Here is a 25,305-nt window from a genome sequence, read left to right as displayed (position 1 = left end):
CTGCGGGGCTCACTCGCTGCGCTCGTTCACTCCTCGCGCTCACTGGTTACCCCCGGAACTGAGGAGCGGACCCGGGAGACCGGTCTCGTCGGCCGCCACGCGTCCGGCCGGGATGGCCGTACTCGGTGCGGGGACGGAGATCCGGACGACCGCGCCGGACGTCGCCCCGAGGCTGCGCCGCACTGTCGAGCCGGGTGAGTTGGTCGGCAGCCAGACCACGCCGTCCGGCATCTCGGTGAGTTCCGCCGGCAGGGTCAGTGCCCCCCGGTCGGTGCCGACAGTGACCGCGTCACCGTCGACCACACCGAGCGCCTCGGCGGTGCCCTTACCCAACCGGACCACCGGCGGACGGGCGGTCCCGGCGAGGTTCTCGTCGCCCTCGGTCAGGGTGCCGAGGTCCACCAGCTGGTGCCAGGTGGCCAGCACGGCCTCCCCGGCGTTCGGCTGCGGCACCCGGCCCGGCGCGACCGACGGCGCGGCCGGGCGAGACATCCGCGTCGCCGGCAGCGTGCCCAGCTCACGACGCACGCTCAGCACGTCGGCAGTGCCGAGGCGTACGTCGAGCAACGCGGCCAGCGCGTCGAGCACCCGGCCGTCGGTCATCGCGGCGGTGGTCAGCACCGCCTCGAACGGGCGCAGCCGGCCTTCCCAGTCCAGGAAGCTTCCGGCCTTCTCGGCCACCGGCGCGATCGGCAGCACCACGTTCGCCCGCCGGGTCACCGCGCTGGCGCGCAGCTCGAGGCTGACCAGGAACGGCACCGCGTCCAGGGCGGACTCGGCCAGTCGCGGGTCGGCCAGGTCGGCCGGGTCGACACCACCGACGACAAGCGCGCCGAGCTGCCCGTTGGCGGCCGCGGTCAGGATGCCGTCGGTGTCCCGCCCGGCCTGGCTCGGGATCACCCCGGCCGGGATGTCCCACGCCTCACCCAGCTCGGCCCGGGCGGCCGGCTCGGTCACCAGGCGTCCACCGGGGAGCAGGTTGGGCAGGCAGCCCGCGTCGACAGCGCCGCGGTCACCAGCGCGCCGCGGCACCCAGGCCAGCTTCGCGCCGGTACGCCGGGCCACGTCGGCCGCTGCGGAGAGCCCACCCGGCACTGTGGCCAACCGCTCGCCGACGATCAGGATCGCGCCCGGTGCGCTCAGCGCCTCGCTGACAGTGGCGTGCTCGGCGAGCACGCTCGCCTCCTCGCCCGGCACCACCCGGGCCAGCTTGGCACCGAGCTTCTCCAGGCCGCGGGTGGCGAAGGGCGCCAGCGCGTACACCGTCAGGGTCTTCTTCAGGTACGCCTTGCGCAGCCGCAGGAAGAGGATCGGGCACTCCTCCTCCGGCTCCAGGCCCACCAGCACCACCGCCGGCGCGTTCTCCACGTCGGTGTAGGTGACGTCGGTGACCCCGGCGACCGAACTGGCCAGGAAGTCGGCCTCCTCGCGGGAGACCGGGCGGGCCCGGAAGTCGATGTCGTTGGTGTTCAGCGCGACCCGGGCGAACTTGGCGTAGGCGTACGCGTCCTCGACGGTCAGCCGACCACCGGTGAGCACCGCGGTGCCCTGCCCGCTCTCCCGGGCGATGTGCAGCCCCTCGGCGGCGACGGTGAGCGCCTCACTCCAGGACGCCTCGCGCAGCTCACCGGTGTGCTCGTCGCGGACCAGCGGAGTGGTCAGCCGGTCGGCGGCCCGGGTGTACTGGAAGCCCCAGCGGCCCTTGTCGCAGTTCCACTCCTCGTTCACAGCGGGCTCGTCGCCGGCCAGCCGTCGCAGCACCTTGCCACGCCGCCAGTCGGTGCGCTGCCCGCAGCCGGCCGAGCAGTGCTCGCAGACGCTCGGGCTGGAGACCAGGTCGAACGGGCGGGCGCGGAAGCGGTACTGCGCACCGGTCAGCGCACCCACCGGGCAGATCTGCACAGTGTTGCCGGAGAAGTACGAGTTGAACGGTACGTCGCCGGCGTCGCCCTCCTCGCCGTACGCGTCGTCCCGGTAGATGTTGATTTCCTCGGCGGACGACCGGCCCATCAGGTCGATGAACTTGTCGCCGGCGATCTCCTCGGAGAACCGGGTGCACCGCTGGCAGAGCACGCACCGCTCGCGGTCGAGCAGCACCTGGCTGCTGATCGCCATCGGCTTCTCGTACTCCCGCTTGTGCTCGTGGAAGCGCGAGTCGGTACGGCCGGTGGACATCGCCTGGTTCTGGAGCGGGCACTCGCCGCCCTTGTCACACATCGGGCAGTCCAGCGGGTGGTTGAGCAGCAGCAGCTCCATCACCCCCTCCTGCGCCTTCTTGGCCACCGGGGAGGTGATCTGGGTACGCACGACCATGCCGTCGGCGACGGCCTGGGTGCAGGAGGCGACCGGCTTGCGCTGCCCCTCCACCTCGACCAGGCACTGCCGGCACGCGCCGGCCGGGGCCAGCAGCGGGTGGTCGCAGAACCGGGGGATCTCGGTGCCCATCTGCTCGGCGACCCGGATCAGCAGCGTCCCCTTGGGGGCGGTGACCTCGACGCCGTCGATGGTGAGGGTGACGGTCTCGGTCTGCTTGGCTACGTCGGTCATCAGTGCGCCCCTACCAGGGTCTTCTCCGACAGCTTGGGTGCGGTCCGACCCTCGATGTAGTCGAGGTAGTCCTGCTTGAAGTACTGCAGCGAGGAGGTCACCGAGCTGGTCGCGCCGTCACCCAGGCCGCAGAACGAGCGGCCGAGGATGTTGTCGCAGGTGTCCAGCAGGGTGTCCAGGTCTTCGTGGGTGCCCTGACCGGCGAGGATCCGCCGGTAGACCCGGACCATCCAGTAGTTGCCCTCACGGCACGGGGTGCACTTGCCGCACGACTCGTGGTGGTAGAACTCCAGCCACCGGTACGTCGCGTAGACCGGGCAGTCCTGGTCGGAGAAGATCTGGGTGGCAGTGGTGCCGAGGATCGAGCCGGCCGCCGCCACCCCCTCGAAGTCCAGTGGCACGTCCAGGTGCTCGGCGGCGAGCAGCGGGGTGGACGAGCCGCCCGGGGTCCAGAACCGCAGGTTGTGGCCGGGCTGCATGCCACCGGCCAGCTCCAGCAGCTCGCGCAGCGTGACACCCATCGAGCACTCGTACTGGCCCGGGTTGGCGACCCGGCCGGACAGCGAGTAGATCATCGGCCCGGAGGACTTCTCGGTGCCCATGCTCTTCCACCAGTCGGCCCCACCGAGCACGATCGGCGGCACGCTGGCGATGGTGCCGACGTTGTTCACCACAGTCGGGCTCGCGTACAGGCCGTGGGTGGCCGGGAACGGCGGGCGCAGCCGGGGCTGACCCCGGAACCCCTCCAGCGAGTCCAGCAGCGCCGTCTCCTCGCCGCAGATGTACGCCCCGGCGCCGGAGTGCACCACCAGCTCCAGGTCGTAGCCGCTGCGCAGGATGTTCCGGCCCAGGTAACCCTTGTCGTACGCCTCCTGGACCGCGTTGCGCAGCCGACGCGCGGCGTGCACCGCCTCGCCCCGGATGTAGATGTAGGCGCGGGCGGCCCGGATCGCGTACGACGCGATGATGACGCCCTCGACCAGCGCGTGCGGGTCGTGGGTCATCAGCGGCAGGTCCTTGCAGGTGCCCGGCTCGCCCTCGTCGGCGTTGACCACCAGGTAGTGCGGCTTACCGTCGCCCTGTGGGATGAAGCCCCACTTGAGGCCGGTGGGGAAGCCGGCGCCACCTCGGCCCCGCAGCCCGGAATCCTTGATCAACTGGATCAGGTCGTCCGGGTGCGCCTTGAGCGCCTTGCGCAGCGCGGCGTAGCCGTCCAACTGCTCGTACGTGCCGATGCGCCAGGCGTCCGGCGACAGCCAGCGCTTGGTCAGCACCGGCGTCAGCTTGGCCACGGTCTCCGGGCGGGGAGTGGTCACTTCTGGGCCCCCGTTTCGTTCGCGTCCGCCGGTCCGGCGCCGTCGGCGTCCGTGCCAGCCTTCGCTTCGGTGAGGTTGCGCTCCTGCGCCCCGGCTTCGTCGCCGGCGGGCTTGCCGTCGCCGGCCGGCGCGTTGGCCGCCACACCGGCGGCCTCGGCCGCCCGTGCGTCGCCAGCCTCGGGCGCGGTGCCGGTGCCGTCCGTCGGGACCTTGGTGCCGGGGGCGTCCGGCACTGCGGTGCCCGCGTCCGGCTGCCGGGTCTCGGCGGTACGCACCTGCGGCGACTTGTCGTCCGGTGCCTTGACGTCCCGCGTGGTGCTGCCACTAGCCTCTGCCGGCTTCGCCGGCCCGGTGGCCTCTGCCGGCTTCGCCGGCCCGGTGGCCTCTGCCGGCTTCGCCGGCCCGGTGGCCTCTGCCGGCTTCGCCGGCTCGGCGACCCCGGCCGCCCCCGTCGGGGCGGACGCCCCGTCGCCACCCTTGACCGGCGCCGCGCTGGCCTCGACGGGCGCCGGCTTGGCGGCCTCGGCCTTCGCCTTAGCCTCGGCGGCGGCCTTGTCGGCCTCGGCCTTGCTGCGGATCGGGGTGTTCGGGTCGAAGCCCGGCACCGAGACGCCGTGCTGCTGGGCCAGCCGCAGCCCACGCAGGGTGGGCTCGCCCGGCCCGCCGTCGGCGACCGCACCATCGCGCTCGTCGGCGAAACCGGCGAGCTGCACCGCCATCTCCTTGAGGGTGCAGAGCCGCGCGCCCCGGGTCGGCATCGGCCGACCGCCGGCCCGCAGCTCGTCCACCACACCGACAGCGGCGGAGGAGTCCACGCCGTCGAAGAAGTCGTAGTTGACGGTCATCACCGGGCCGTAGTCGCACGCCGCCAGGCACTCGGCGTGCTCCAGCGTGATCGTGCCGTCCGCTGTGGTCTCGTCGTGCCCGACGCCCAGGTGCTCGGCGAGGGTGTCGTAGACCTCCTGGCCACCGAGCACGTTGCACATCGTGTTGGTGCAGACGCTGACCAGGAAGTCACCGGTCGGCTTGCGCTTGTACATCGTGTAGAAGGTGGCCACCGCGCCGACCTGGGCCTTGTTCAGGCCCAGCACCTCGGCGCAGAACGCGACCCCGGCCGGGGAGACGTACCCCTCTTCGGCCTGCACCAGGTGCAGCAGCGGCAGCAACGCCGAGCGGGACCGGTCCGCCGGGTAACGGGCGATGATGTCGCGCGCCCGCTCCCGGGTCTCGTCAGTGAAAGTCGTCGTCATCAGAGCCGCCTTCCGTTCGCGACTGCGGGGCTCGCAAGCTCACTCCTCGCACTCACCGGTCACACCCACCCATCACCGGGTCCAACGAGGCGCCGCCGGCGATCACGTCGGCGATCAGACCGCCCTCGGCCATCGCCGGGAGGGCCTGCAGGTTGACGAAGCTCGGCTCCCGGTAGTGCACCCGGTAGGGCCGGGTGCCACCGTCGGAGACCGCGTGGACGCCCAGCTCGCCGCGGGGCGCCTCGATGGCGACGTACACCTGGCCGGGCGGGACCCGGAAGCCCTCGGTCACCAGCTTGAAGTGGTGGATCAGCGACTCCATCGACTGACCCATGATCTTCGCGACGTGCTCCAGCGAGTTGCCCATGCCGTCCACGCCGATGGCGAGCTGCGCCGGCCAGGCGATCTTGCGGTCGGCGACCATCACCGGGCCCGGACGGAGCCGGTCCAGCGCCTGCTCGACCAGCTTCATCGACTCCCGGATCTCGGCGAGCCGGACCTGGTAGCGACCCCACACGTCACCGTCGGGGTGGGTCGGCACGTCGAACTCGTACGTCTCGTAACCGCAGTACGGCATGGTCTTGCGCAGGTCCCAGGCGAGGCCGGCGGAGCGCAGCACGGGACCGGTGATGCCGAGCGCCACGCAGCCGGTGACGTCCAGCACCGCGACGTTCTTCGTCCGCTCGGTCCAGATCGGCTGGCCGGAGAGGAGGTCCTCGTACTCCTTGAGCTTCTTCGGCATCATCTTGAGGAACTCGCGGATCTTGACGATCGCGTCGTCCGGCACGTCCTGTGCCACACCGCCCGGCCGCACGTACGCGTGGTTCATCCGCAGGCCGGTGATGGTCTCGAAGATGTCGAGGATGTACTCCCGCTCGCGGAAGCCGTACAGCATGATCGAGATCGCGCCCAGCTCCATGCCGGTGGTGGCCAGCCAGACCAGGTGCGACGAGATCCGGTTGAGCTCCATCATCAGCACACGGATGGTGGTGGCCCGCTCGGTGATGTCGTCGGTGATGCCGAGCAGCTTCTCGACCGCGAGGGCGTACGCCGTCTCGTTGAAGATCGGGGCGAGGTAGTCCATCCGGGTCACGAACGTCGAACCCTGGACCCAGTTGCGGTATTCGAGGTTCTTCTCGATGCCGGTGTGCAGGTAGCCGATGACCGAGCGGGCCTCGCGGACCGTCTCGCCCTCCAACTCCAGGATCAGCCGCAGCACCCCGTGCGTGGACGGGTGCTGCGGACCCATGTTGACAACGATCCGCTCGTCGTTGATCGGGTCGGTGCCCGAGACGATCGTGTCCCAGTCCCCACCGGTGACGGTGAAGACCCGACCCTCGTCGGTCTCGCGCTCGCTCGCGTAGTTCGACGTCGTCACTGGTACGACCTCCGCTCGTTCGGCGGCTGGATCTCCGCGCCCTTGTACTCGACGGGCACACCGCCGAGCGGGTAGTCCTTGCGCTGCGGGTGGCCCTCCCAGTCGTCCGGCATGAGGATCCGGGTCAGGTTGGGGTGGCCGTCGAAGACGATGCCGAACATGTCGTACGCCTCGCGCTCCTGCCAGTCCGCCGTCGGGTAGATGGCGGTCACGCTGGGCAGGTGCGGGGCCTCGACGGAGACCGCGGCCTCCAGCCGGACCCGCCGCCGGTACGTCATCGAGGTGAGCAGGTAGACCACGTGCAGCCGGCGTTCGTCGGCGCCCAGGTAGTCCGCACCGGACACCGACGAGCACAGCTCGAACCGCAGCGCCAGGTCGTCCCGCATCACCTGGCACACCTCGGCGATCCGCTCCGGGCGTACGTGCAGGGTCAGCTCACCCCGGTCGACAACCACCTTCTCGATCGCGTCGTTGAAGGCCGGGTACGCCTCCTCCAGCGCGTCGCGGACCTCGTCGAAGTAGCCCCCGTACGGCCGGGACGCCTCCTCGATGGGCTGGCGCTGGCGGACCAGGCCGCCGTAGCCGGACACGTCGCCGGTGCCCTGGTTGCCGAACATCCCGCGACCGGCCGGGCTGGCCGGCGGGAACTCGGCGGGGGCGCCACTGGTGGCACCGGCCGGCACCACAGGCAGCGGTACGCCGCCGTCGTTTGGCTTGTCCGTGGGTGACGTCATTTCGGGCCTGCCTGCGGGTGGAGGTGGTTCTGAGCGTTCATCCAGTTCTCGATGCGCAGCTGCTCCTCGCGGCCCTCGCGGACCGCCCGGGTCCACTCGGCGCGCCGGGCCTTGTCGCTGCGGTACGAGGAGGGCATCGAGCCGTAGGGCACGATCGGAACGTCACCGCGCTCCTGGCGGGCCGCCAGCATCTTGCGGCCGTTCGGGCCCAGCGGCTCATACATGATCTTCTCGCGGAGCTTGAGGATCGCGTCGATGAGCATCTCCGGCCGGGGCGGGCAGCCGGGCAGGTACATGTCGACAGGCACGACGTGGTCGACGCCCTGCACGATCGCGTAGTTGTTGAACATGCCACCGCTGCTGGCGCAGACGCCCATCGAGAGCACCCAGCGCGGCTCGGCCATCTGGTCGTAGATCTGGCGCAGCACCGGGGCCATCTTCTGACTCACCCGGCCGGCCACGATCATCAGGTCGGCCTGCCGGGGCGACGCCCGGAAGACCTCCATGCCCCAGCGGCCCATGTCGTAGTGCGGACCACCGGCGGCCATCATCTCGATGGCGCAGCAGGCCAGGCCGAAGGTGGCGCCCCACACGGACGACTTCCGAGACCAGTTGACCAGCTTCTCCACCGAGGTGAGCAGGACGCCGGCGGGAAGCTTCTCCTCGATGCCCATCTGACGTTCCTTCCTCAGTCCCAGTCCAGGCCGCCGCGCCGCCACACGTAGGCGTACGCAACGAAGACCGCGACGATGAACAGGACCATCTCCACGAAGCCGAAGATCGGCAGAGCGTCGAACGAGACCGCCCAGGGGTAGAGGAAGATGATCTCGATGTCGAAGACGATGAAGAGCATCGCCGTCAGGTAGAACTTGATCGGGAACCGCCCGCCGCCGACCGGCTGCGGGCTGGGCTCGATGCCGCACTCGTAAGCCTCGAGTTTGGCCTTGTTGTAGCGACGGGGACCGGCGAAGCGGGCGGCGCCAACGGAAAACAGCGAGAACGCCGCGGCGAGGGCGAACAGCCCGATGATCGGTGCGTAAGGCGAGAGCGACATCGTTTTCTCCTGCTCGTCCTTCCCTGCCCTCGGTGCTTGACGAAAATCACACTATTCACGTCCCTCGCAGTGGCAGTCGGCGGGGGTCGATCTTTGTCGGCATCGGTGCCGTGACCAGCGCCGATGCCGTCCTACTCAGACAGCTGGGGCGGCCTTCGTCATCGCGTTGATGACCCGATCCATCGCGTCCCCGCCGCGCGGGTCGGTCAGGTTGGCCAACAGCTTGAGCACGAAACGCATCAGCGTCGGGTGCGGCATGCCGTGTTTGGTGGCGATCCGCATGATCTCGGGGCGGCCGATCAGTTTCACGAAGATCCCGCCCAGCCGGTAGTAGCCGCCGAGCCGGGCCTTCAGCTCGTTCGGGTACGCCAGCAGTGCGCGCTCGCGTTCCGGGCCGGCAGGGCGAGCGAGAGCCTGGACCATGGCCTCAGCGGCCAGTTCGCCGGACTCCATCGCGTACGCGATGCCCTCACCGTTGAACGGGTTGACCATGCCGCCCGAGTCGCCGACCAGCAGCACGCCCCGGGTGTAGTGGGGCACCCGGTTGAAGCCCATCGGCAGCGCGGCACCGAGGATCGGGCCGTCGGCGTTGGTCTCGTCGGTCATCCCCCAGTCTTCCGGGGTGTTGGCGAGCCAGTCGGTCAGCAGCCGGCGGTAGTTGGTCTTGCCGAACGCCGAGGACGAGTTGAGCACGCCGAGCCCGACGTTGACCCGCCCGTCACCGAGGCCGAAGATCCAGCCGTACCCGGGCAGCAGGTTGTCGCCGCTGTCCTTGCTGCGCAGCTCCAGCCAGGACTCCAGGTAGTTGTCCTCGTGCTTGGCCGGCGAGCGGTAGTAGCGGCGGACGGCCACGCCGATCGGCCGGTCCTCCCGCTTGGCCAGCCCGAGTGCGAGCGGGAACCGGCCGGAGACGCCGTCCGCCGCGACGACCAGCGGGGCGTGGAAGGTGGTGGGCTCCTTGCCCGGCCCGACCTCCGCCTCGACGCCGGTGACGCGGCCATCGCCGTCGAGCACCGGGCCCAGCACGTTGACGCTGGTCCGCAGTTTCGCGCCGGCGGCCACCGCCCGCTGGGCGAGCAGGTCGTCGAAGTCCAGGCGCGTGCGCACCAGACCGTAGTTGGGGAAGCTGGCCAGCTCCGGCCAGTCCAGTTCGAGACGCACCCCGCCACCGATGACCCGCAGGCCGCGGTTGTGCAGCCAGCCCGCCTCGGGCGAGGTGTCCACACCCATCCGGATGAGCTGACGGACGGCGCGCGGGGTCAACCCGTCGCCGCAGACCTTCTCCCGGGGGAACTCGGTCTTCTCCAACAACAGCACCCGTACGCCGTGCCGGGCCAGGTGGTACGCAGTAGCTGATCCACCGGGACCGGCGCCCACGACAATGACGTCGGCGTCGTGTTCCACCGCGGTCATTCGCGCCTCCTCCCGCACGCTCGTGAAATGCTTCACAAGCCAGACGGGACGAGTGTATGACCGGCGTCATACCAGCGCAGGATCAGGGGTACCTAACTCGCCGATGTGACAGCTCATGACCGTCCACAGCGGTCAGGTGTCAGGCCGGGCTGGAGGCGTCCAGGCCCGCATCGACCCGAATTGTCTCCGGCAGATGCTCGCGGAGCGCCCCACCCGCCGCCCGGTCCAGTGCCGCCAACACCTCGGCGACCACCTGCCGGACCTCCACCGGGTCGGCCCCGGCCAACTCGCGCAACTGGGAGATGAGTTCGGCCGCGTCGTCGTCGGTGGCGGCCACCGGGTCCGCCGGGTCTGCTCCGGTCATGCGATCGAGCGTACCGGGCAAAGTGGACTAAAGACCGACATTTACGGAACCTGAATAATGTCCATACCGGTCGGTGCGGTCCGTCCGCTACTCGCGGATCCCCCGGTGCAGGGCCACCACGCCACCGGTCAGGTTGCGCCACGCCACGCGCCCCCACCCGGCAGCGGCCACCCGGCCGGCCAGGGCGGACTGCGCCGGCCAGGCCCGGACCGACTCGGCGAGATAGACGTACGCCTCAGGGTTGCTCGACACCGTGCGGGCCACCGCCGGCAACGACCGCATCAGGTACGACAGGTACACCGTCCGGAAGACCGGGTTGACCGGGGTGCTGAACTCGCAGACCACCAGCCTGCCGCCCGGCCGGGTCACCCGGGCCAGCTCACGCAGCGCCGCGTCGGTGTCGTTGACGTTGCGCAGCGCGAAGGAGATGGTCACCGCGTCGAAGCTGGCGTCGGCGAACGGCAGCCGCAGCGCGTCTCCGGCCAGCAGCGGCACCTCGGGCCGGGCCCGCTTGCCGGTGTGCAGCATGCCGAGTGACAGGTCGACCCCGACCGCGTACGCCCCGGACTGGGCCAGCTCGCGCGTCGAGACGCCGGTGCCCGCCCCCACGTCCAGCACCCGCTCGCCCGGCCGCAGCCCGAGCGCAGCCCTGGTGGCCCGACGCCAGGAGCGATCCTGACCCAGCGAGATCACCGTGTTGGTCAGGTCGTAACGCTCTGCCACGCCGTCGAACATCGCGGCGACCTCGTGCGGCTGCTTGTCCAGACTGGCGCGCTGGCCCTGCGGGGTACGGCTCACCCCCTCACTCTGCCAGCCGCCCGCCAACCGACGTTCGCTGGGTGGGCGGCACGCATCCCGTACGCGAAAGGGCGGGGTGGTCGCCCACCCCGCCCTCACGTCGTGCCCGCGTCCGTGACACCTCGGTCAGAACGCCTGTCGCCATCGCACCCGTCGCGGTCGCGCCTCGCCCGCGCGCCGCTGGTCAGGGCACCGGTGTCAGTCGGTCGACTTCTCGTCGGTCGGCGAGACCAGGACCACCTTGCGGCGACGGGTGAGCACCAGCAGCGCCCCACCCACCAGCAGGATGATCACGCCAATGCCGCCGATCAGGCCGACCTGCACACCGGTCACCGGCAGGCCGCCACCGCCCGTACCACCACCGGCGGAGCCACCACCGGCACCCGGCGAGACGGTAGTGCCCGGCGTCGTCGTACCGCTGGGGATCGGCGTCGGAGTGGCCGTCGCGGTCGGCGTGACCGTCGGCGTCTCCGTCGCGGTCGGGGTCGGGGTCGGCGAAACCGTGGGCGTCTTCGTCGGAGTGACGGTCGGCGTCGGGGTCGGCGTCTCGGTCGGCGTGACCGTCGGCGTCGGGGTCGGCGTCTCCGTCGGCGTCGGCGTCGGCGTCGGGGTCGGCGTCGGCGTCGGGGTCGGGGTCGGCGTCTCGGTCGGCGTCGGGGTCGGCGTCTCGGTCGGCGTGACCGTCGGCGTCGGAGTCGGCGTCTCCGTCGGGGTCGGCGTAGGCGTCTCCGTCGGAGTGACAGTCGGCGTCGGCGTCGGCGTCTCCGTCGGGGTCGGCGTCTCGGTCGGGGTGACAGTCGGCGTCGGCGTCGGCGATCCCGTCGGGGTGGGCGTCGGCGTCGGATCGACGGCCTGGTCGACGAAGACGTCGAAGATCGCCTGGTTGTCGCCCTCGTCGATCTCGGTGAAGGCCTTCCGCTGGGCGGTGCTGGCCCGCCGCGGTTGCTCCTCGGGCTTGCCGGCTGCCGCGTCCAGGCCGTGCGCCACCAGCTCACCGACCCGCAGCACCGGCTCGGTGACGTTCTTGCCGACGGTCACCCTGATGTCCGCGGTGTAGTAGTCGCCGGGCCGGATCACCGCGCCGTCGTCCTGGCAGAGCGCCTGAACGACGCCGAAGGTCTGCGTGGTGCACGTGTCCGGCAGGGTGTCGAAGGTGACGCCCGCCGGGAGGGTCAGCACGTAGGCGAGGCCGGTGGCCTTACGGCTGCCGTCGTTGTAGACCGCCCAGTCGACCGGCACCGTCTCGCCCGGCCGCACCGGCCGAAGGTCGGGGTCGTCGCCGTTGACGCCGTTCACCACGACGTTCGCGTTGACGTCCTGCACCCAACTGGTCAGGTCGTACCCGGGCTCGGTGACGGTGATGTCGTGCTGGACCTTGTTGTCGTCCTCGTTGGGGTCCTCGGTGGCCGAGCGGATGGTGACCACCAGAGTGCCGGCGGCGCCCCTACCACCGGTGGAGAAGATCGGGATACCGAAGTCCTCGCTGGTGCCGGCGGCCAGGTCGCCGAGGCGGCAGGTGAACTTCTTGCCGTTCACCCGGCAGCCGTCGGGCACCACGACCCGGACCTTGTTCGTCTTCAGCTTGCTGGTGTCCACCGTGTAACTGACGCCCTTGGCGTCTTCCTTGCTCCGGGTGTTGTCGACGGAGAACTTGAACGGCTTGCTCTTGGCTTCCGTCACACCCTTGGCCAGGTTGTAGCTGAGCGGCACCAGGGCCAGATCGGCCTCCTCGGCCGCCAGCACCGGAGCGGCCACTGCGGCGATGCCGCCGGCCGCGAGCAGCGCCACGACACTGGCGCGCACCAGCGTCGAGCGGTGGAACGCTGTCATCAGTCCCCCGGGGGTAGGGAAGAAAGAATGGTTGCGGAACGAGCGGACGTTATCGGAGGCCGATCTTCCACGCCAGCAGGCGGAGCCGTTTTCAACCGTCCGGTCCGAGCTGCGCAGACAGTACGGGCGGGATGGTCACCCATCCCGCCCGTACTGCCGTGCGTTATATGAACGACCCGCAGCGGGCCGATGGAGGACAGCCTCGTCCGTCGACGGTGGTGACGGATATGAGCCGGGACGCTAGCCGCCGACGATCATCTCCACCAGCCCCGCACCGGAGAGGCTGACGCTGCGGCGGCGGGGACCACCCGTACCGCCGGGGTGATCCGGCGGGAGCATGAGCGTCGATCAGCCGAACGGCCGGGTGCCGACAGTCAGCTGACGTCCACCAGGGGCAGGGACTTCCCCGCCCCGCCGCCGGGCAGCGCGATCGAGGAGAAGTGCGAGACCACCCGCTCGTCGGTCGGGTCGTCGGCCGGCGTGTGATGCACGGCGAGCCGGTGGTAGAGGGTGTCGCGCTGCGCCGGGATCCGGTCCGCGGAGCGGATCATGCCGATCAGCTCGTGCAGGTTGGAGCGGTGCCGGGCACCGGCGGAGGAGATGACGTTCTCCTCCAGCATGATCGAGCCGAGGTCGTCCACGCCCATGTGCAGCGAGAGCTGCCCGACGTCCTTGCCGGTGGTCAACCAGGACGCCTGCAGGTGTGGCACGGTCTCGAAGAAGAGCCGGGCCACCGCGACCAGGCGCAGATATTCCAGCGTGGTCGCCTGGGTGCGGCCCTTGAGGTGGTTGTTCTCCGGCTGGTACGTCCACGGAATGAACGACCGGAACCCGCGGGTGCGGTCCTGCACGTCACGGATCATGCGCAGGTGCTCGATCCGCTCGGCGTGCGTCTCGCCGGTGCCCATCATCATGGTGGCGGTCGACTCGATGCCCTGCCGGTGGGCCAGCTCCATGACCTCCAGCCAGCGCTCGCCCGACTCCTTGAGGGGGGCGATGGCCTTGCGGGGCCGCTCGGGAAGCATCTCCGCTCCGGCGCCGGCGATCGAGTCCAGGCCGGCGGTCTTGATCCGGGCGATGGCCTCGTCCAGGCTCACCCCGGAGACCTTGGCCATGTGCAGGATCTCGCTGGGGCCGATCGAGTGGATGACCAGCTGCGGGTACGCCTGCTTGACCGAGGAGAACAGCTCCTCGTAGTACTCCACGCCGTAGTCCGGGTGGTGCCCGCCCTGGAGCATCACCTGGGTGGCGCCCAGCTCGACCGCCTCGCCGCAGCGGCGAAGGATCTCCTCGGTCGGGTGGGTCCACCCTTCCTTGTGCTTGGGTGCCCGGTAGAACGCGCAGAACTTGCACGCCGTCACGCAGACGTTCGTGTAGTTGATGTTGCGGTCGATCAGGTAGGTGACGACGTTGTCCGGGTAGCGTCGCCGACGCACCGCGTCCGCCGCCTCGCCCAACGCGTGGAAGGGCGCCTCGGTGTAGAGCAGCAGCGCCTCCTCGGGCGTGATCCGCCCACCGTCCGCGCCGCGCTGCAGGATGTCGTGGATCTCCCGGCTCACCGTCACACCCCGAGCCTACGTCGCCCGCTTCGCGGCCGGCACGCCCCTCCGTTGCCGGTGACGTGCACCCCAGCCCGACATTCGCACCCTCTCGACCCAGCGCCCGGACGGGCTGCCCCGTCCAGCGGCCAGATCTTGGACACTTACCGTCAGCTCGGAACGGAAAGTGTCCAAGATCTGCGCAGGACGCCGTCAGGCGTCGTAGTCGATGGTGAGCTTGTCGGTGGTCGGGCTGGACTGGCAGGTAAGCACGTAGCCAGCGGCCAGTTCGTCGGGCTCCAGCGCGTAGTTGCGGGCCATCGTGACAGCGCCGTCGACGACCTTCGCCTTGCAGGTCGAGCAGACGCCACCCTTGCAGGCGTACGGCAGCTCACCCCGCACCTTCAGCGCGGCGTCCAGCACCCGTTCCTCGCGACCCATTGTGAAGCTCGACGACCGGCCGTCCAGCACGATGGTCACCTCGGCCCCGGCGCCCACCTGATCGACGGGTCGGCGCACCGGCTCCGGTGGCGTGTCGACGTGGAACAGCTCGGTACGCACCGCCGACTCGGGCAGTCCGCGTCCGGTCAGCACGTCCCGGACGTCGACCACCATGCCGTACGGGCCGCAGAGGAACCACTCCTCGATCAGGTCGCCCGGCACGATGGTGCCCAGCAACCGGCCCAGCCGCTCGGCGTCGATCCGACCGGAGAGCAGCGGCGACTCGCCCTGTTCCCGGGAGAGGACGTGCACCAGGTGCAGCCGGGTGGGGTAACGGTCCTTCAGGTCGGCCAACTCCTCGGCGAACATCACGGTGTTCGCCGTGCGGTTGCCGTACACCACTGTGAAGGTGCTGGCCGGCTCGATGGCCAGGGCTGTCGCGACCAGCCCGAGCACCGGGGTGATGCCGGAGCCGGCGACGACAGCGCCGTAGTGCCGCGCGCGGTCCGGCGCGAACGCCGTGGTGAAGGTGCCCAGCGGCGGCAGCACCTCGACGGTGTCGCCACCGCGCAACGCCCCGCAGGCGAACGCCGAGAAGGCACCGCCGGGGATCTCCCGTACCCCGATCCGCAACCGGCCGTGCCGGGCCAGGTCGTCGGGGGTGGAGCAGATCGAGTACGACCGGCGCACGTCGGTGCCGTCCTCAGCGGCTCGCCGCACCGTGAGGTGCTGGCCGGCGCGGAACGCGAAGGTTTCCCGCAGTTCCTCGGGTACGGCGAAGGTCACCGCCACGGAGTCCTCGGTGAGCCGGTCGACGGCGGCGACTGACAACGGGTGGAAGACCGGCCGGCGGCGAACCGGGCGGGTGATGGTGACAGTCACAGCGCCTTCAGGTGGTCGAAGGGTTCGGAGCAGGAGCGGCACCGCCACAACGCCTTGCACGCTGTGGAACCGAACCGGCTGACCTGCTCGGTCTCCGGTGAACCGCACTGCGGGCAGCGGACCGCGAGCGTCAGCGACACGACGCCGGCGGTGCGTACCGGGGCCGGCGGGGCGATCCCGGCGGCGGCGAGCTTGGCCCGCCCACGCTCGGAGATCCAGTCGGTGCTCCACGGTGGGCTGTAGACGGTCTGGACCTGCGCGTCCGGGTGGCCGGCGGCGGCAAGCGCGCGGCGGATGTCGGCCCGGATCACGTCCATCGCCGGGCAGCCGGTGTAGGTCGGGGTGATGGTGACGGTGACCCGACCACTGGCCGCGTCCTCCTCGACCGCCCGCAGGATGCCCAGCTCGTCGATGGTGATGACCCGGATCTCCGGGTCCACGACGCTCGCGGCGGCCTCCCGCGCGCTCGCCGTGGCGGCGCGGTTCGCGATTGCGGGGCTCGCGCTCCTCGCGCTCACCACGTCGCTCCTGGGTGGGCGCGGTGCAGCACCTGCATCTCGGCGAGCAGGTAGGCCAGGTGCTCGGTGTGCACACCGGCCCGCCCACCGGCTGGGGCCCAGGCGCTGTCCGGCCGGGTGAGCGTCGCCTCGGCCAGCACCGGGCCGACGACCTCGTCGAACGCCGGCCGCACTGTGGCCGGGTCGACCGGCGCCGCCGGGTCCGCTGCGAACAACTCGTGGGTGTACGGCCACACCTGGTCGACGGCAGCCTGCATCCGACGATGCGACTCCTCGGTGCCGTCACCGAGCCGCTTCACCCACAGCGCGCCGTGGTCCAGGTGGTACGCCGACTCCTTGCGCGCCTTCGCGCCGATCGCGGCCAACCGCTCGTCCGCGCAGCCCGCCAGCGCCGTATAGAGCGGCAGTTGGTACGCCGCCAGGAAGAACAGCTTCGCCATCGTCACCGCGAAGTCGTCGTTGGGCAGCTCGACCAGTAGCGCGTTGCGGAACTCGCGGTCGTCGCGCAGGTACGCCAGCGCGTCCTCGTCGCGGCCGGCGCCCTCCAGCTCGCCCGCGTACGACAGCAGCAGGCGCGCCGCGCCGAGCTGGTCGAGGGCGATGTTGGCCAGCGCGATGTCCTCTTCCATCTCCGGTGCGCGGGTGGTCCACTCGGCCAGCCGCTGGGCCGCGATCAACGCGTCGTCAGCCAGCGAGAGGGTGAAGTCGAAGGGCCCGTTCACAGGTGTGCCACCCCGTCCGGCACCTCGTAGAAGGTGGGATGGCGGTAGACCTTGTCGGCGGCCGGGTCGAAGAAGGAGTCCTTCTCGTCCGGGCTGGACGCGGTGATCGCGCCGGCCGGCACCACCCAGATCGACACGCCCTCCTGGCGGCGGGTGTAGAGGTCGCGGGCGTTGCGCAGGGCAAGCTCGGCGTCGGGGGCGTGCAGGCTGCCGACGTGCGTGTGCGACAGCCCGCGCCGGGCCCGCACGAAGACCTCCCACAAAGGCGAATGACTCGTCATGCCAGGTTGTTCGGCTTGCTCGCGACGCTCGCTCACGCGGCCACCGCCTCCTTCTGTCCCGCCCGCTTCGCGGCGTATGCCGCGGCGGCCTCGCGTACCCAGGTGCCGTCGGCGTGGGCGGCCCGGCGGTGGGCCATCCTCTCCCGGTTGCACGGTCCGTCGCCCGAGATCACCTGCATCAGCTCGTCGTAGTCCGGCTGGGTGTAGTCGTACGCCTGCCGCTCGTCGTTCCAGCGCAGGTCCGCGTCGGGGATGCGCAGCCCGAGGATCTCGGCCTGCTGGACGCACATGTCGACGAAGCGTTGGCGCAGATCGTCGTTCGAGAAGCGCTTGATCTTCCAGGCCATCGACTGGGCGGAGTGCGTGGAGTCGCCGTCCGGCGGGCCGAACATGGCCAGCGACGGGTACCACCAACGGTCCACCGCGTCCTGGGCCATCGCCTGCTGCCCGGGGGTGCCGTGCGCCAGGGTGTGCAGGATCTCGTAGCCCTGCCGCTGGTGGAACGACTCCTCCTTGCAGACCCGGATCATCGCGCGGGCGTACGGGCCGTACGAGCAGCGGCAGAGCGGGACCTGGTTGACGATAGCCGCGCCGTCCACCAACCACCCGATAGCGCCGACGTCGGCCCAGCTCAGGGTGGGGTAGTTGAAGATCGAGCTGTACTTCTGGCGGCCGTCGAGCAGCAGTTGGACCAGCTCGTCGCGGCTGATGCCGAGGGTTTCGGCGGCGGCGTAGAGGTAGAGGCCGTGACCCGCCTCGTCCTGCACCTTGGCCAGCAGGATCGCCTTGCGCTTGAGCGACGGCGCCCGACTGATCCAGTTGCCCTCCGGCTGCATGCCGATGATCTCGGAGTGGGCGTGCTGGGCGATCTGCCGGATCAGCGTCCGCCGGTACGCGTCGGGCATCCAGTCGCGGGGCTCGATCTTCTGCTCGGCGTCGACGACCTCGGCGAAGTACGCCGCAAGGTCCTCGTCCGGCGCGGGCCCGCCGCGCCGTCCGCGCGCCGCCGCTGCCCGCAGTTCGGCCTCGGCGGCCTCGACCTCGCCCAGCAGGCCGCCGGGCGCCTCGTCGGTGGCGCCGTCAGGGGCGGAGAAGTCGTTGCCATACATGAGGCTAAGTGTTACAGCTTGCGCCGCGTTGCACCAGGGGGTGTAACAGGAATCCGCGCATCCCATCTGTGAGCGGATGAGCGCTTTGCGCTACCTGGACACCGCCGTCTCGCCGTGACCTAGGCCACGAAACAAAGGTGAATCCCTGCAAAAACCTCATACCGGCCCCAGATCCCGCCTTTATCGCAGGTTGCCTAGTGTCGAACCCTGGCGGTCTGCCGGTCCGGACGTAGACTTCTGCCGGACAACCGATCGGCTGCCGACATCGACATCTCCACAGAGGCCACCTCCCCCGGCCTCGGCGATCGCACCCGATTCGTCCCGACGACAAGCCGGTCCCCCCGGCCCTGACACCTGGAGTTCACCCACTCATGCGATCTCGCGTGACCCTGGTGCTCGCCATCACGGCGGTCGTGCTCGGCGGCGTCCTACTGGTCCCCACCGCGTACGCCCGGCTCGCCAGCGACGACAGCGGCGGAGGCGGCGGAGGTACGTCGAGCGTCGCCGCGCCCGCGCCCACCCCACCACCGCCGCCCACCCTGGCCGCCGGCCCGGTGTCGGTGAGCTTCAAGGGTCAGTTCTTCTCGTGGGCTCTGCTGGACCGGAAGACGGGCAAGATCTCCGGGTCGCCGAACATGACGGCGACCAGCTCCACCGAGTCGATGATCAAGGCGTGGATCGTCTCCGACTACCTGCGCCAGCTCGGCGACAGGGAGCCGTCGGCGGAGAAGTTGAAGTACGCGACCGCTGCCATCCGGGACAGCAGCGACGACGCGGCCAACTGGCTCTACTCGGCGGCCGGCGGTTCGTACAAGGCCCTGCCGGGCGGCCAGCCCAGTCCGGTGCTCAAGCGGGCCATCAGCATCTGCCGCCTCACCGACACCAAGCGCAGCAACATCCCCGACTACGAGGGCTGGTGGAGCTTCACCCGGATGTCCCCCCGCGATGCCGTTCGGCTCGGTGACTGCATCGCTGACGGCAAGGCCGCCGGCCCCAAGTGGACCAAGTGGGTGCTGAACGAGATGGCCCAAGTCCGGGGCAGCGTGACCAAGCAGCAGGAGCGCTCCGGCGGCGGCAGGTGGGGCATCATCGACGGTCTACCGAAGTCGATCACCGCGCAGGGGCCGGTCAGCATCAAGAACGGCTGGACACAGATTGCCTACGACAACAACTGGCACGTCAACTGCCTCGCCGTCACCAGCAAGTGGAGCCTCGCGGTGATGCTGCGCTACCCGATCAAGAGTGGTCTGAGCTACGGCGCGAAGGTCTGCGCCAGTGTGGCCACCCAACTGGTCACCCCGCAGCCGGGCGCCGCGCTCAAGGTGCCACAGCAGCCGGTCGGAAAGCTCTGATGGCAGGCAACCGTCGGGTCGACCGGCGCAACGGCGGCGAGGCCTCCCCGGTCCGGCTGATCGCCGTCGCGGTCATCCTGATCGGGCTGGTCCTGGTGTCGCTGCGGCTGCTGCCGGGGTCGCCGTTCGAGTCGTCCGCCGCAGCCAAGTGGGGCGACACCGACTCCGGCACGAGCGACCGCCCCACCGGCGCCGGCACCGACCGCAGCGCCCGCAAGCCGTCCTCGCCGTCGCCGAGCCCCAGCCCGTCGCTGGAACCGCTGCCCTTCGTGGCCAAGGACCTCGACCTGAACATCGAGGGCTGGTACTCCTGGAGCGTCCTCGACCGCCGAACCGGAAAGATCATCGGTTCGAAGAACATGGGCGAGACCAGCACGACCGCCTCGCTGATCAAGGCCTGGATCGTCGCCGACTACCTGCGTCGCGCGGCCGACGCCGGCCAGACCCCGAGCGACGCGAAGCTCGCCGACGCGACGCGGATCATCCGGGACAGCGACAACACTCGGGCCGAGCAGTTCTACAACCAGGTCGACCGGGACGCCTCGATCAGGCGGCTTATCTCCATGTGCAAGCTGACCGACAGCAGCGTCGCCCCCGACAAGGGTTGGAGCCGGACGGCGCTCTCCCCCCGGGACACCGCCCGGATGGGCAACTGCATCGCCACCGGCACCGCCGCCGGGCCGAAGTGGACCAAGTGGCTGCTCAACGAGATGAAACTGGTTCGCGGTGCCGGCGACTTCGGTATCCGCAAGGCCTTCCCGGCCTCCGAGCAGAAGAAGATCGCCATCAAGAACGGGTGGATCGACCGGACCAGGGAGCAGGAGATGCACATCAACTGCCTGGCCATCGGTGACACCTGGACGATGGGCGTGATGGTCAAGTACCCGATCAACATGGGCTACGACTACGGCATGAAGAACTGCGAGAAGATCACCGAAGCGCTGCTCCGCCCCGGCACCTGAGCCCCTCGGGCTGACGCCTAGGCATGCGCCGGCCCGGCCGGCGCTTTGCCGGCCCGGCCGGCAGCGGTCAGCCGGCGAAGAACTCCGGGCCGCCGTCCGGCAGCGCCGGGGCCTCGCCGATGGCGGCGGCCCGCCGGGCCCACTCGCGCAGCCCGGCGACCTGCCGCTCGCCGAGGGAGAAGTCGAGGGTCCGGAAGTACGTGGCAAGCGTCTCCGCGTCGAAGGTCTCCCAGCGGGCAGCCGCCTCGGCGACCTGGTCCAACTCCGCCAGGCAGAGATCGCGCGAGCGCAGGAATGCCTCGTGCACCTCCTTCACCAGGCCCGGGTGGGCGGCGGCGAAGTCGCGGCGGACCGCCCAGACGGCGAAGACCATCGGCAGCCCGGTCCACTCCCGCCACGCCTGCCCGAGGTCGGTGACAGTGAGACCCTTCTGCGGTGCCTCGTAGTACGCCCGCAGCGCCACGTCCCCGATCAGCACTGCGGCGTCGGCCTCCAGCAGCATCTGGGTCAGGTCCGGCGGGCAGCGGAAGTACTCGGGCCGCACGTTGTACTGCTCGGCGAGCAGTAGCTGAGCCAGCATGACCCCGGTCCGCGAGGTCGAGCCGAGCGCCACCCGGGCGCCGTCCAGCTCGGCGAGCGGTCGGGTGGAGACCATGTTGACCGAGAGCACCGGCCCGTCGCTGCCCACCGCCAGGTCCGGCAGGAGTAGCAGCTGGTCGGCGTGCTTCAGATACTCCAACAGCGTGATCGGGCCGATATCGAGGTCGCCGGCGACCAGCGCCGCGCTCAACCGGTCCGGCGAGTCCTTGTGCAGGTCGACGTCGAGCAGGGCACCGGAGCGCATCAGACCCCAGTAGATCGGCAGGCAGTTCAGGAACTGGATGTGCCCGACCCGCGGGCGTGCGATGCGCTCAGCCATGGCCCGACCGTATCCCCGGCGGCTGGCTCCGGCTCGGCGGGCCGGCCCGGAGTGGCCAAGCCCGCACTTGACGACCGTCGTACCGCCCGGGTCACGACCGGCACGAAGGCCAGCACCACCAGCAGCCCCACCACACCGGCGCCGGCGATCAGCGGCCGAGGCGGAACGACCGCGAGCAACGCCCCGCCGATCAGGAAGCCCACCATCGAACCACCCTGCACCGCCGCGCCGTAGGTGGCGTACGCCCGAGCGCGCATCGCCTCCGGCACCCGCCGAGCGGTGAGCAGGTTGGCGAAGACGTTTTCGCCGCCGTTGGCCGCGCCCCCCACCAGCCAGAGCGGCACCAGCACACCCGCCGCCGGCACCGTCGCCGCGAGCAACACCATCAGGCTGCACACGGCCAGAGTGGCCAGCACCCCCCGTACCAACGCGCCGTCGTCGTAGAGCCGCCTGGCGAGTCGTACGGCAAGCCAGCTCCCCGGCAGCATGCCGGCCATCCATGCGGCACTGACCAGGCCGTATGTGGTCGCCGAATCCCCCAGCGTCTCCCGGATGAAGAAGACCTCGATCACGTTGATACCGCCGATCGCCGCGATCACCACTGCGGTACTCACCACCATGACGAGCATCAGCGGATCACGACGCAGCCGCCAGCCGATCTCCGTACCCCCGGGGGGTGCCACGCCGCCCGAGACGGCCTGGCTGCCCGAGACGGCCTCGCTGCTCACGGCTGCCGGGCTGGCAACGGCGGCCTCGCTGCTCACGGCGGGCCGGCGGCCGCCGCGTCGGGTCCGCAGCAGCAGGCCCGCGACCACGAGCGCCAGGTAGGTAGCGGCATCAAGAAGCAGCGGTACGCGGGTGCCGAACTGCCCCACCAACAGGCCGGCCAGTACCGGCCCGCCGAGCGCACCGAGCGAGACGGCGTTCTGACTGATCGCGCTGGCTCGGGGCAGGTCAGCCGGGCGGACCATCGCCGGCAGCAGCGCCGCCAGGCAGGGTTGCGTCACCGCGAGCCCGCAGGCCAACAGGGCGACGAGCCCGACCACCAGGACCGGCTGTTCGACGACGGCGAGGAGCGCGCAGATCGCGGCCTGCCCGAACCCGATTGTCACCAGCAAGGTACGGCTGTCTATCCGGTCGGCGAGTCGGCCCGCGAGGGGGGCGAACACCACCAGAGGCAGCGTGGCGGCCAGCAGCAGCCCCGATACGGCCAGCCCACCTGCGCCAGCGCCCTGTAGGGCCAGCGCCAGCGCGGTCGCGGCGAGGAAGTCACCGCAGATGGTGGTGCCCCGGGCGGCAGCGGCGAGCCAGACATCCGACCAGCGCGACTCGTCAGTTGTGAAGGACATACTTCGAAAATAATACTTCACAACTGATTCATGCAAGTCCGGCTATGCCAGCGGCACCGTCCGGTACTGCACAGCGACAGTGCGCGCCCCCGGCGGCGGGACACCCTGCCGCCGCCGCGGGTGATACGGCCGGAGCAGCGCCAGCACCGCCTCGTTCAACTCGGCCAACTCCTCGGCGGTGAGCAGCAACAGCGTGTCGCTGAACAAGGCCGTGTCGTACCACTCGGCCGGCTCGTCCCCGGCGCGCCGCAACCAGTCCCGGGTTCGCTCCATGGCCCGGACCGCATGCGCCTCCACCAGCGCCTGCTCGGCCGCACGCGCCTCGGGCCCGGCATCACGACCCGCCTCGACCAGCACACTCACACTCGGCACACGCCACAGCCGCTCGCGCGCGTCCCCCCGGCTCGGCGCCTGCTCAACCAGGCCGAACTTCGCCAGCGCCCGCAGGTGGTAACTGGTTGCGCTCGGCGACAGCCCGACGATCTCGGCACACTCCGTGGCAGTCCCACCACCCTTGCGACTGTTCAGATACTCCATGATCGCGATCCGGGCCGGATGGGCCATCGCCCGCATCACCTGGGGGTCACTGATTGTCATCCGGCGCGAGTCGGAGCGGGCCTCGGTCATACGCCCATGATCCCGGCAGCTCCCCCAACCTGCCATCACCCCCGCGCCCCGCTCGGACCAACGCCCGTCGGCCGCGCCTTTGCCTTCGGCCGCGAGCAGCGGATTTGACGGCGGGCACGGCTTGGCGGGGCGGCTTCGCGCCACGGCGGTTCGGCGGCACGGCGGCACGGCGGCGCGGCGGCACGGCGGCGCGGCGGCACGGCGGCACGGCTTGGCGACGCAGCTTGGCGACGCAGCTTGGCGGATGCGCAAGCTGACGGGACAAGTGGGCAGCTCACGATGATCGACGAAATTTAGTTGGCTCATCGATCAGGGCGACTCCAAGTTGTCGTACACCAGTTCTATTCTGCTTTTATGCTGGAGGCGTTGGCGCAGGTGGATGGGGCAGTTGACGACTGCGCCGAGACCGCGCTCTGGGCGCTCTCCGATGACGAGTTGCTTGCTTCTCTCGACGCGACTCACGTGTTGGCGCAGCGGTTGGCCGCCGTTCAGCTCGGTCTGGTCCGCGAGTTGGACGGTCGTGGGCTGGCGGTCACCCAGGGCGCCTCGTCCACCGCCGTCTGGCTTCGGGAGCGGCTCCGGCTCTCCGGTCGCAGCGCGCGCCAACTGGTCCAGCTCGCCGCCGTCATCGACGCCGCCCCGCCAGCGGTGCGCGACGCGCTGCTCAGCGGTGCCATCACCGTCGAGCAGGGTCGGGTGGTGGCCGAGACGATCGCCGCCCTCCCGGTCGAGGCCGGTCCCGAGGTGGCGGACAAGGCCACCCAACTACTGGTCACCTGGGCCGACCGTTTCGATCCGACAAGCCTGAGCCGGCTCGGCGAGCGCGTCCTCGCGCACGTCGCCCCGGAATTGGCCGACCAGGCTGAGTTGAAGGCACTGGAGCGGGCCACCGAGCGAGCCGAGGCCCGCCGGCACGTCACGCTCTCCGAGCAACGGAACGGCCAGGTACGCCTCAGCGGCAACCTCGACACCGAAACCGCGAGCCTGCTGCGCGAGGCGATCGACCCGCTCTGCGCCCCAGCGGGTGAGCAGGATGACCGCAGTCCTGGTCAGCGCCGCGTCGACGCGTTGGGCGAGATCTGCCGACTGGCGTTACGTACCGGTCAGCTGCCCGACAACGGCGGTGACCGTCCTCAGCTGGTGGTGAGCGTTTCGCTGGAGGAACTGGTCAACGGCGTACGCGCCGGAACACTGGAGACCGGCACGCGCCTCACCCCCGGTGCGGTCCGCCGCCTGGCCTGTGATGCGGGCGTGCTGCCGGTCGTGCTGGACGGCAACAGTCAGGTTCTGGACGTCGGCCGGCAGCGCCGGCTATTCACCGGCCCGTTGCGGCGCGCGCTGGTCCTGCGGGACGGCGGTTGCGCCTTTCCTGGTTGTGATCGGCCGCCGAGATGGTGCGACGGTCACCACATCCGACATTGGGCCGACGGCGGGGTGACGGCGCTGGGCAATGCGGTACTGCTCTGTGGCTACCATCACCGGTTCATCCACCGCGGCGACTGGACGGTCCGTCTCGCGGCGGACGGTCGACCTGAATTCCTCCCGCCCGGCTGGCTGGACCCACTGCGCACCCCGCGTCGCAACCTCTACCACCTGCGCTGCTGATTCCGGCAACCAAGCCGGCGCCGCCCGCGCCCACATCTTGCGAGCGCCCGCGCCGCCGCAGACCCGGAGACCCAGGCACGCATCGCCGCCACTGTCACCGCCTTGCCACCGCCACCGCCTTGCCACCGCCACGGCCTCACCACCGCCACGGCCTCACCGCCGTCGCCTCAGCACCGCGCCTTGCCACCGCCACCGCCTTGCCACCGCCACGGCCTCACCACCGTCGCCTCAGCACCGCGCCTTGCCACCGCCACCGCCTTGCCACCGCCACGGCCTCACCACCGTCGCCTCAGCACCGCGCCTTGCCACCGCCACC

The 25,305-nt window shown here is 70.5% G+C and carries 23 protein-coding genes; 3 read left to right on the top strand and 20 right to left on the bottom strand.

The window, feature by feature from the left end:
• Positions 1 to 39: 39 nt before the first annotated feature.
• From AB0C19_RS24085 to paaA, 17 genes are all read right to left on the bottom strand, one after another.
• A complete protein-coding gene (locus AB0C19_RS24085) occupies positions 40 to 2,547 on the bottom strand; it encodes an NADH-quinone oxidoreductase subunit G (protein ID WP_357188822.1) in 2,508 nt (835 codons plus the stop codon).
• A complete protein-coding gene (gene nuoF, locus AB0C19_RS24080) occupies positions 2,547 to 3,863 on the bottom strand; it encodes an NADH-quinone oxidoreductase subunit NuoF (protein WP_357188820.1) in 1,317 nt (438 codons plus the stop codon). Before nuoF ends, AB0C19_RS24085 begins: the two co-directional genes overlap by 1 nt.
• The gene (gene nuoE / locus AB0C19_RS24075) at positions 3,860 to 5,113 is read right to left on the bottom strand and encodes an NADH-quinone oxidoreductase subunit NuoE (protein WP_357188818.1); all 1,254 of its coding nucleotides are present in this window, start codon (positions 5,111 to 5,113) and stop codon (positions 3,860 to 3,862) included. Before nuoE ends, nuoF begins: the two co-directional genes overlap by 4 nt.
• Before the next feature lie 52 nt (positions 5,114 to 5,165).
• Entirely contained in the window at positions 5,166 to 6,491 is a 1,326-nt protein-coding gene (locus AB0C19_RS24070) for an NADH-quinone oxidoreductase subunit D (RefSeq protein WP_210785487.1), read from the bottom strand.
• A complete protein-coding gene (locus tag AB0C19_RS24065) occupies positions 6,488 to 7,225 on the bottom strand; it encodes an NADH-quinone oxidoreductase subunit C (protein WP_112620361.1) in 738 nt (245 codons plus the stop codon). Before AB0C19_RS24065 ends, AB0C19_RS24070 begins: the two co-directional genes overlap by 4 nt.
• A complete protein-coding gene (locus AB0C19_RS24060; protein ID WP_124821345.1) occupies positions 7,222 to 7,899 on the bottom strand; it encodes an NADH-quinone oxidoreductase subunit B in 678 nt (225 codons plus the stop codon). Before AB0C19_RS24060 ends, AB0C19_RS24065 begins: the two co-directional genes overlap by 4 nt.
• Positions 7,900 to 7,913: 14 nt before the next feature.
• Positions 7,914 to 8,279, bottom strand: a complete 366-nt coding sequence (locus AB0C19_RS24055) for an NADH-quinone oxidoreductase subunit A (protein WP_007454588.1) — start codon at positions 8,277 to 8,279, stop codon at positions 7,914 to 7,916.
• A gap of 135 nt (positions 8,280 to 8,414) precedes the next feature.
• A complete protein-coding gene (locus AB0C19_RS24050) occupies positions 8,415 to 9,692 on the bottom strand; it encodes a geranylgeranyl reductase family protein (protein ID WP_238684806.1) in 1,278 nt (425 codons plus the stop codon).
• Positions 9,693 to 9,831: 139 nt separating this feature from the next.
• Positions 9,832 to 10,056 (bottom strand): hypothetical protein, encoded by a 225-nt coding sequence (locus AB0C19_RS24045; protein ID WP_091395588.1) that lies wholly within the window; start codon positions 10,054 to 10,056, stop codon positions 9,832 to 9,834.
• Positions 10,057 to 10,143: 87 nt separating this feature from the next.
• On the bottom strand, positions 10,144 to 10,854 hold the full coding sequence (locus tag AB0C19_RS24040) for a demethylmenaquinone methyltransferase (RefSeq protein ID WP_196920656.1): 711 nt from the start codon (positions 10,852 to 10,854) through the stop codon (positions 10,144 to 10,146).
• Between the two features lie 198 nt (positions 10,855 to 11,052).
• Complete coding sequence (locus tag AB0C19_RS24035; protein WP_357188815.1) at positions 11,053 to 12,684, bottom strand: hypothetical protein; 1,632 nt, start codon at positions 12,682 to 12,684, stop codon at positions 11,053 to 11,055.
• Positions 12,685 to 13,058: 374 nt separating this feature from the next.
• Positions 13,059 to 14,249: a cyclic dehypoxanthinyl futalosine synthase gene (gene mqnC / locus AB0C19_RS24030; RefSeq protein WP_357188813.1), complete on the bottom strand. Its 1,191-nt coding sequence runs from the start codon at positions 14,247 to 14,249 to the stop codon at positions 13,059 to 13,061.
• Positions 14,250 to 14,435: 186 nt separating this feature from the next.
• A complete protein-coding gene (paaE, locus tag AB0C19_RS24025) occupies positions 14,436 to 15,545 on the bottom strand; it encodes a 1,2-phenylacetyl-CoA epoxidase subunit PaaE (protein ID WP_357188811.1) in 1,110 nt (369 codons plus the stop codon).
• Positions 15,542 to 16,036: a 1,2-phenylacetyl-CoA epoxidase subunit PaaD gene (gene paaD, locus AB0C19_RS24020; protein WP_357188915.1), complete on the bottom strand. Its 495-nt coding sequence runs from the start codon at positions 16,034 to 16,036 to the stop codon at positions 15,542 to 15,544. Before paaD ends, paaE begins: the two co-directional genes overlap by 4 nt.
• A gap of 23 nt (positions 16,037 to 16,059) precedes the next feature.
• Positions 16,060 to 16,785 (bottom strand): 1,2-phenylacetyl-CoA epoxidase subunit PaaC, encoded by a 726-nt coding sequence (gene paaC, locus AB0C19_RS24015; RefSeq protein ID WP_357188809.1) that lies wholly within the window; start codon positions 16,783 to 16,785, stop codon positions 16,060 to 16,062.
• The gene (gene paaB, locus AB0C19_RS24010; protein WP_238679931.1) at positions 16,782 to 17,066 is read right to left on the bottom strand and encodes a 1,2-phenylacetyl-CoA epoxidase subunit PaaB; all 285 of its coding nucleotides are present in this window, start codon (positions 17,064 to 17,066) and stop codon (positions 16,782 to 16,784) included. The genes paaC and paaB overlap by 4 nt, the downstream gene beginning before the upstream one ends.
• Before the next feature lie 32 nt (positions 17,067 to 17,098).
• Complete coding sequence (paaA, locus tag AB0C19_RS24005) at positions 17,099 to 18,175, bottom strand: 1,2-phenylacetyl-CoA epoxidase subunit PaaA (RefSeq protein WP_357188807.1); 1,077 nt, start codon at positions 18,173 to 18,175, stop codon at positions 17,099 to 17,101.
• A 371-nt stretch (positions 18,176 to 18,546) separates the two neighbouring features.
• On the opposite strand from paaA, the gene AB0C19_RS24000 reads away from it, so the two are divergent.
• Both AB0C19_RS24000 and AB0C19_RS23995 read left to right on the top strand, forming a co-directional pair.
• Positions 18,547 to 19,527: a hypothetical protein gene (locus tag AB0C19_RS24000; protein WP_357188805.1), complete on the top strand. Its 981-nt coding sequence runs from the start codon at positions 18,547 to 18,549 to the stop codon at positions 19,525 to 19,527.
• A complete protein-coding gene (locus tag AB0C19_RS23995; protein WP_357188803.1) occupies positions 19,527 to 20,489 on the top strand; it encodes a hypothetical protein in 963 nt (320 codons plus the stop codon). Before AB0C19_RS24000 ends, AB0C19_RS23995 begins: the two co-directional genes overlap by 1 nt.
• A 67-nt stretch (positions 20,490 to 20,556) precedes the next feature.
• Here AB0C19_RS23995 and AB0C19_RS23990 read toward each other — a convergent pair whose 3' ends face one another.
• From AB0C19_RS23990 to AB0C19_RS23980, 3 genes are read right to left on the bottom strand one after another with little or no spacing between them, the layout of a single operon-like run.
• The gene (locus AB0C19_RS23990; protein WP_357188802.1) at positions 20,557 to 21,408 is read right to left on the bottom strand and encodes a menaquinone biosynthesis protein; all 852 of its coding nucleotides are present in this window, start codon (positions 21,406 to 21,408) and stop codon (positions 20,557 to 20,559) included.
• A complete protein-coding gene (locus AB0C19_RS23985) occupies positions 21,360 to 22,757 on the bottom strand; it encodes an MFS transporter (protein WP_357188800.1) in 1,398 nt (465 codons plus the stop codon). Before AB0C19_RS23985 ends, AB0C19_RS23990 begins: the two co-directional genes overlap by 49 nt.
• A gap of 42 nt (positions 22,758 to 22,799) precedes the next feature.
• Positions 22,800 to 23,384 (bottom strand): winged helix-turn-helix domain-containing protein, encoded by a 585-nt coding sequence (locus AB0C19_RS23980; protein ID WP_357188798.1) that lies wholly within the window; start codon positions 23,382 to 23,384, stop codon positions 22,800 to 22,802.
• A 354-nt stretch (positions 23,385 to 23,738) separates the two neighbouring features.
• Here AB0C19_RS23980 and AB0C19_RS23975 point away from each other — a divergent pair, with 354 nt between their 5' ends.
• The gene (locus tag AB0C19_RS23975; protein WP_357188796.1) at positions 23,739 to 24,989 is read left to right on the top strand and encodes a DUF222 domain-containing protein; all 1,251 of its coding nucleotides are present in this window, start codon (positions 23,739 to 23,741) and stop codon (positions 24,987 to 24,989) included.
• Positions 24,990 to 25,305: the final 316 nt, after the last annotated feature.

Origin of the sequence: Micromonospora sp. NPDC048842 (assembly GCF_040649935.1) — a bacterium.
Taxonomy (GTDB): domain Bacteria; phylum Actinomycetota; class Actinomycetes; order Mycobacteriales; family Micromonosporaceae; genus Micromonospora; species Micromonospora hortensis.
This window is presented reverse-complemented; position numbering and strand designations above follow the sequence as displayed.

What these genes read in the sequence shown, in the direction of transcription:
- AB0C19_RS23985 (WP_357188800.1), bottom strand. Translation starts at nt 22,757, where the DNA reads ATGTCCTTCACAACTGACGAGTCGCGCTGGTCGGATGTCTGGCTCGCC.
- AB0C19_RS24085 (WP_357188822.1), bottom strand. Translation starts at nt 2,547, where the DNA reads ATGACCGACGTAGCCAAGCAGACCGAGACCGTCACCCTCACCATCGAC.
- AB0C19_RS23980 (WP_357188798.1), bottom strand. Translation starts at nt 23,384, where the DNA reads ATGACCGAGGCCCGCTCCGACTCGCGCCGGATGACAATCAGTGACCCC.
- AB0C19_RS24050 (WP_238684806.1), bottom strand. Translation starts at nt 9,692, where the DNA reads ATGACCGCGGTGGAACACGACGCCGACGTCATTGTCGTGGGCGCCGGT.
- paaA (WP_357188807.1), bottom strand. Translation starts at nt 18,175, where the DNA reads ATGTATGGCAACGACTTCTCCGCCCCTGACGGCGCCACCGACGAGGCG.
- AB0C19_RS24035 (WP_357188815.1), bottom strand. Translation starts at nt 12,684, where the DNA reads ATGACAGCGTTCCACCGCTCGACGCTGGTGCGCGCCAGTGTCGTGGCG.
- AB0C19_RS24065 (WP_112620361.1), bottom strand. Translation starts at nt 7,225, where the DNA reads ATGACGTCACCCACGGACAAGCCAAACGACGGCGGCGTACCGCTGCCT.
- AB0C19_RS24045 (WP_091395588.1), bottom strand. Translation starts at nt 10,056, where the DNA reads ATGACCGGAGCAGACCCGGCGGACCCGGTGGCCGCCACCGACGACGAC.
- nuoE (WP_357188818.1), bottom strand. Translation starts at nt 5,113, where the DNA reads ATGACGACGACTTTCACTGACGAGACCCGGGAGCGGGCGCGCGACATC.
- AB0C19_RS23990 (WP_357188802.1), bottom strand. Translation starts at nt 21,408, where the DNA reads ATGGCTGAGCGCATCGCACGCCCGCGGGTCGGGCACATCCAGTTCCTG.
- AB0C19_RS23975 (WP_357188796.1), top strand. Translation starts at nt 23,739, where the DNA reads ATGCTGGAGGCGTTGGCGCAGGTGGATGGGGCAGTTGACGACTGCGCC.
- AB0C19_RS24000 (WP_357188805.1), top strand. Translation starts at nt 18,547, where the DNA reads ATGCGATCTCGCGTGACCCTGGTGCTCGCCATCACGGCGGTCGTGCTC.
- paaB (WP_238679931.1), bottom strand. Translation starts at nt 17,066, where the DNA reads ATGACGAGTCATTCGCCTTTGTGGGAGGTCTTCGTGCGGGCCCGGCGC.
- AB0C19_RS24055 (WP_007454588.1), bottom strand. Translation starts at nt 8,279, where the DNA reads ATGTCGCTCTCGCCTTACGCACCGATCATCGGGCTGTTCGCCCTCGCC.
- AB0C19_RS24060 (WP_124821345.1), bottom strand. Translation starts at nt 7,899, where the DNA reads ATGGGCATCGAGGAGAAGCTTCCCGCCGGCGTCCTGCTCACCTCGGTG.
- AB0C19_RS23995 (WP_357188803.1), top strand. Translation starts at nt 19,527, where the DNA reads ATGGCAGGCAACCGTCGGGTCGACCGGCGCAACGGCGGCGAGGCCTCC.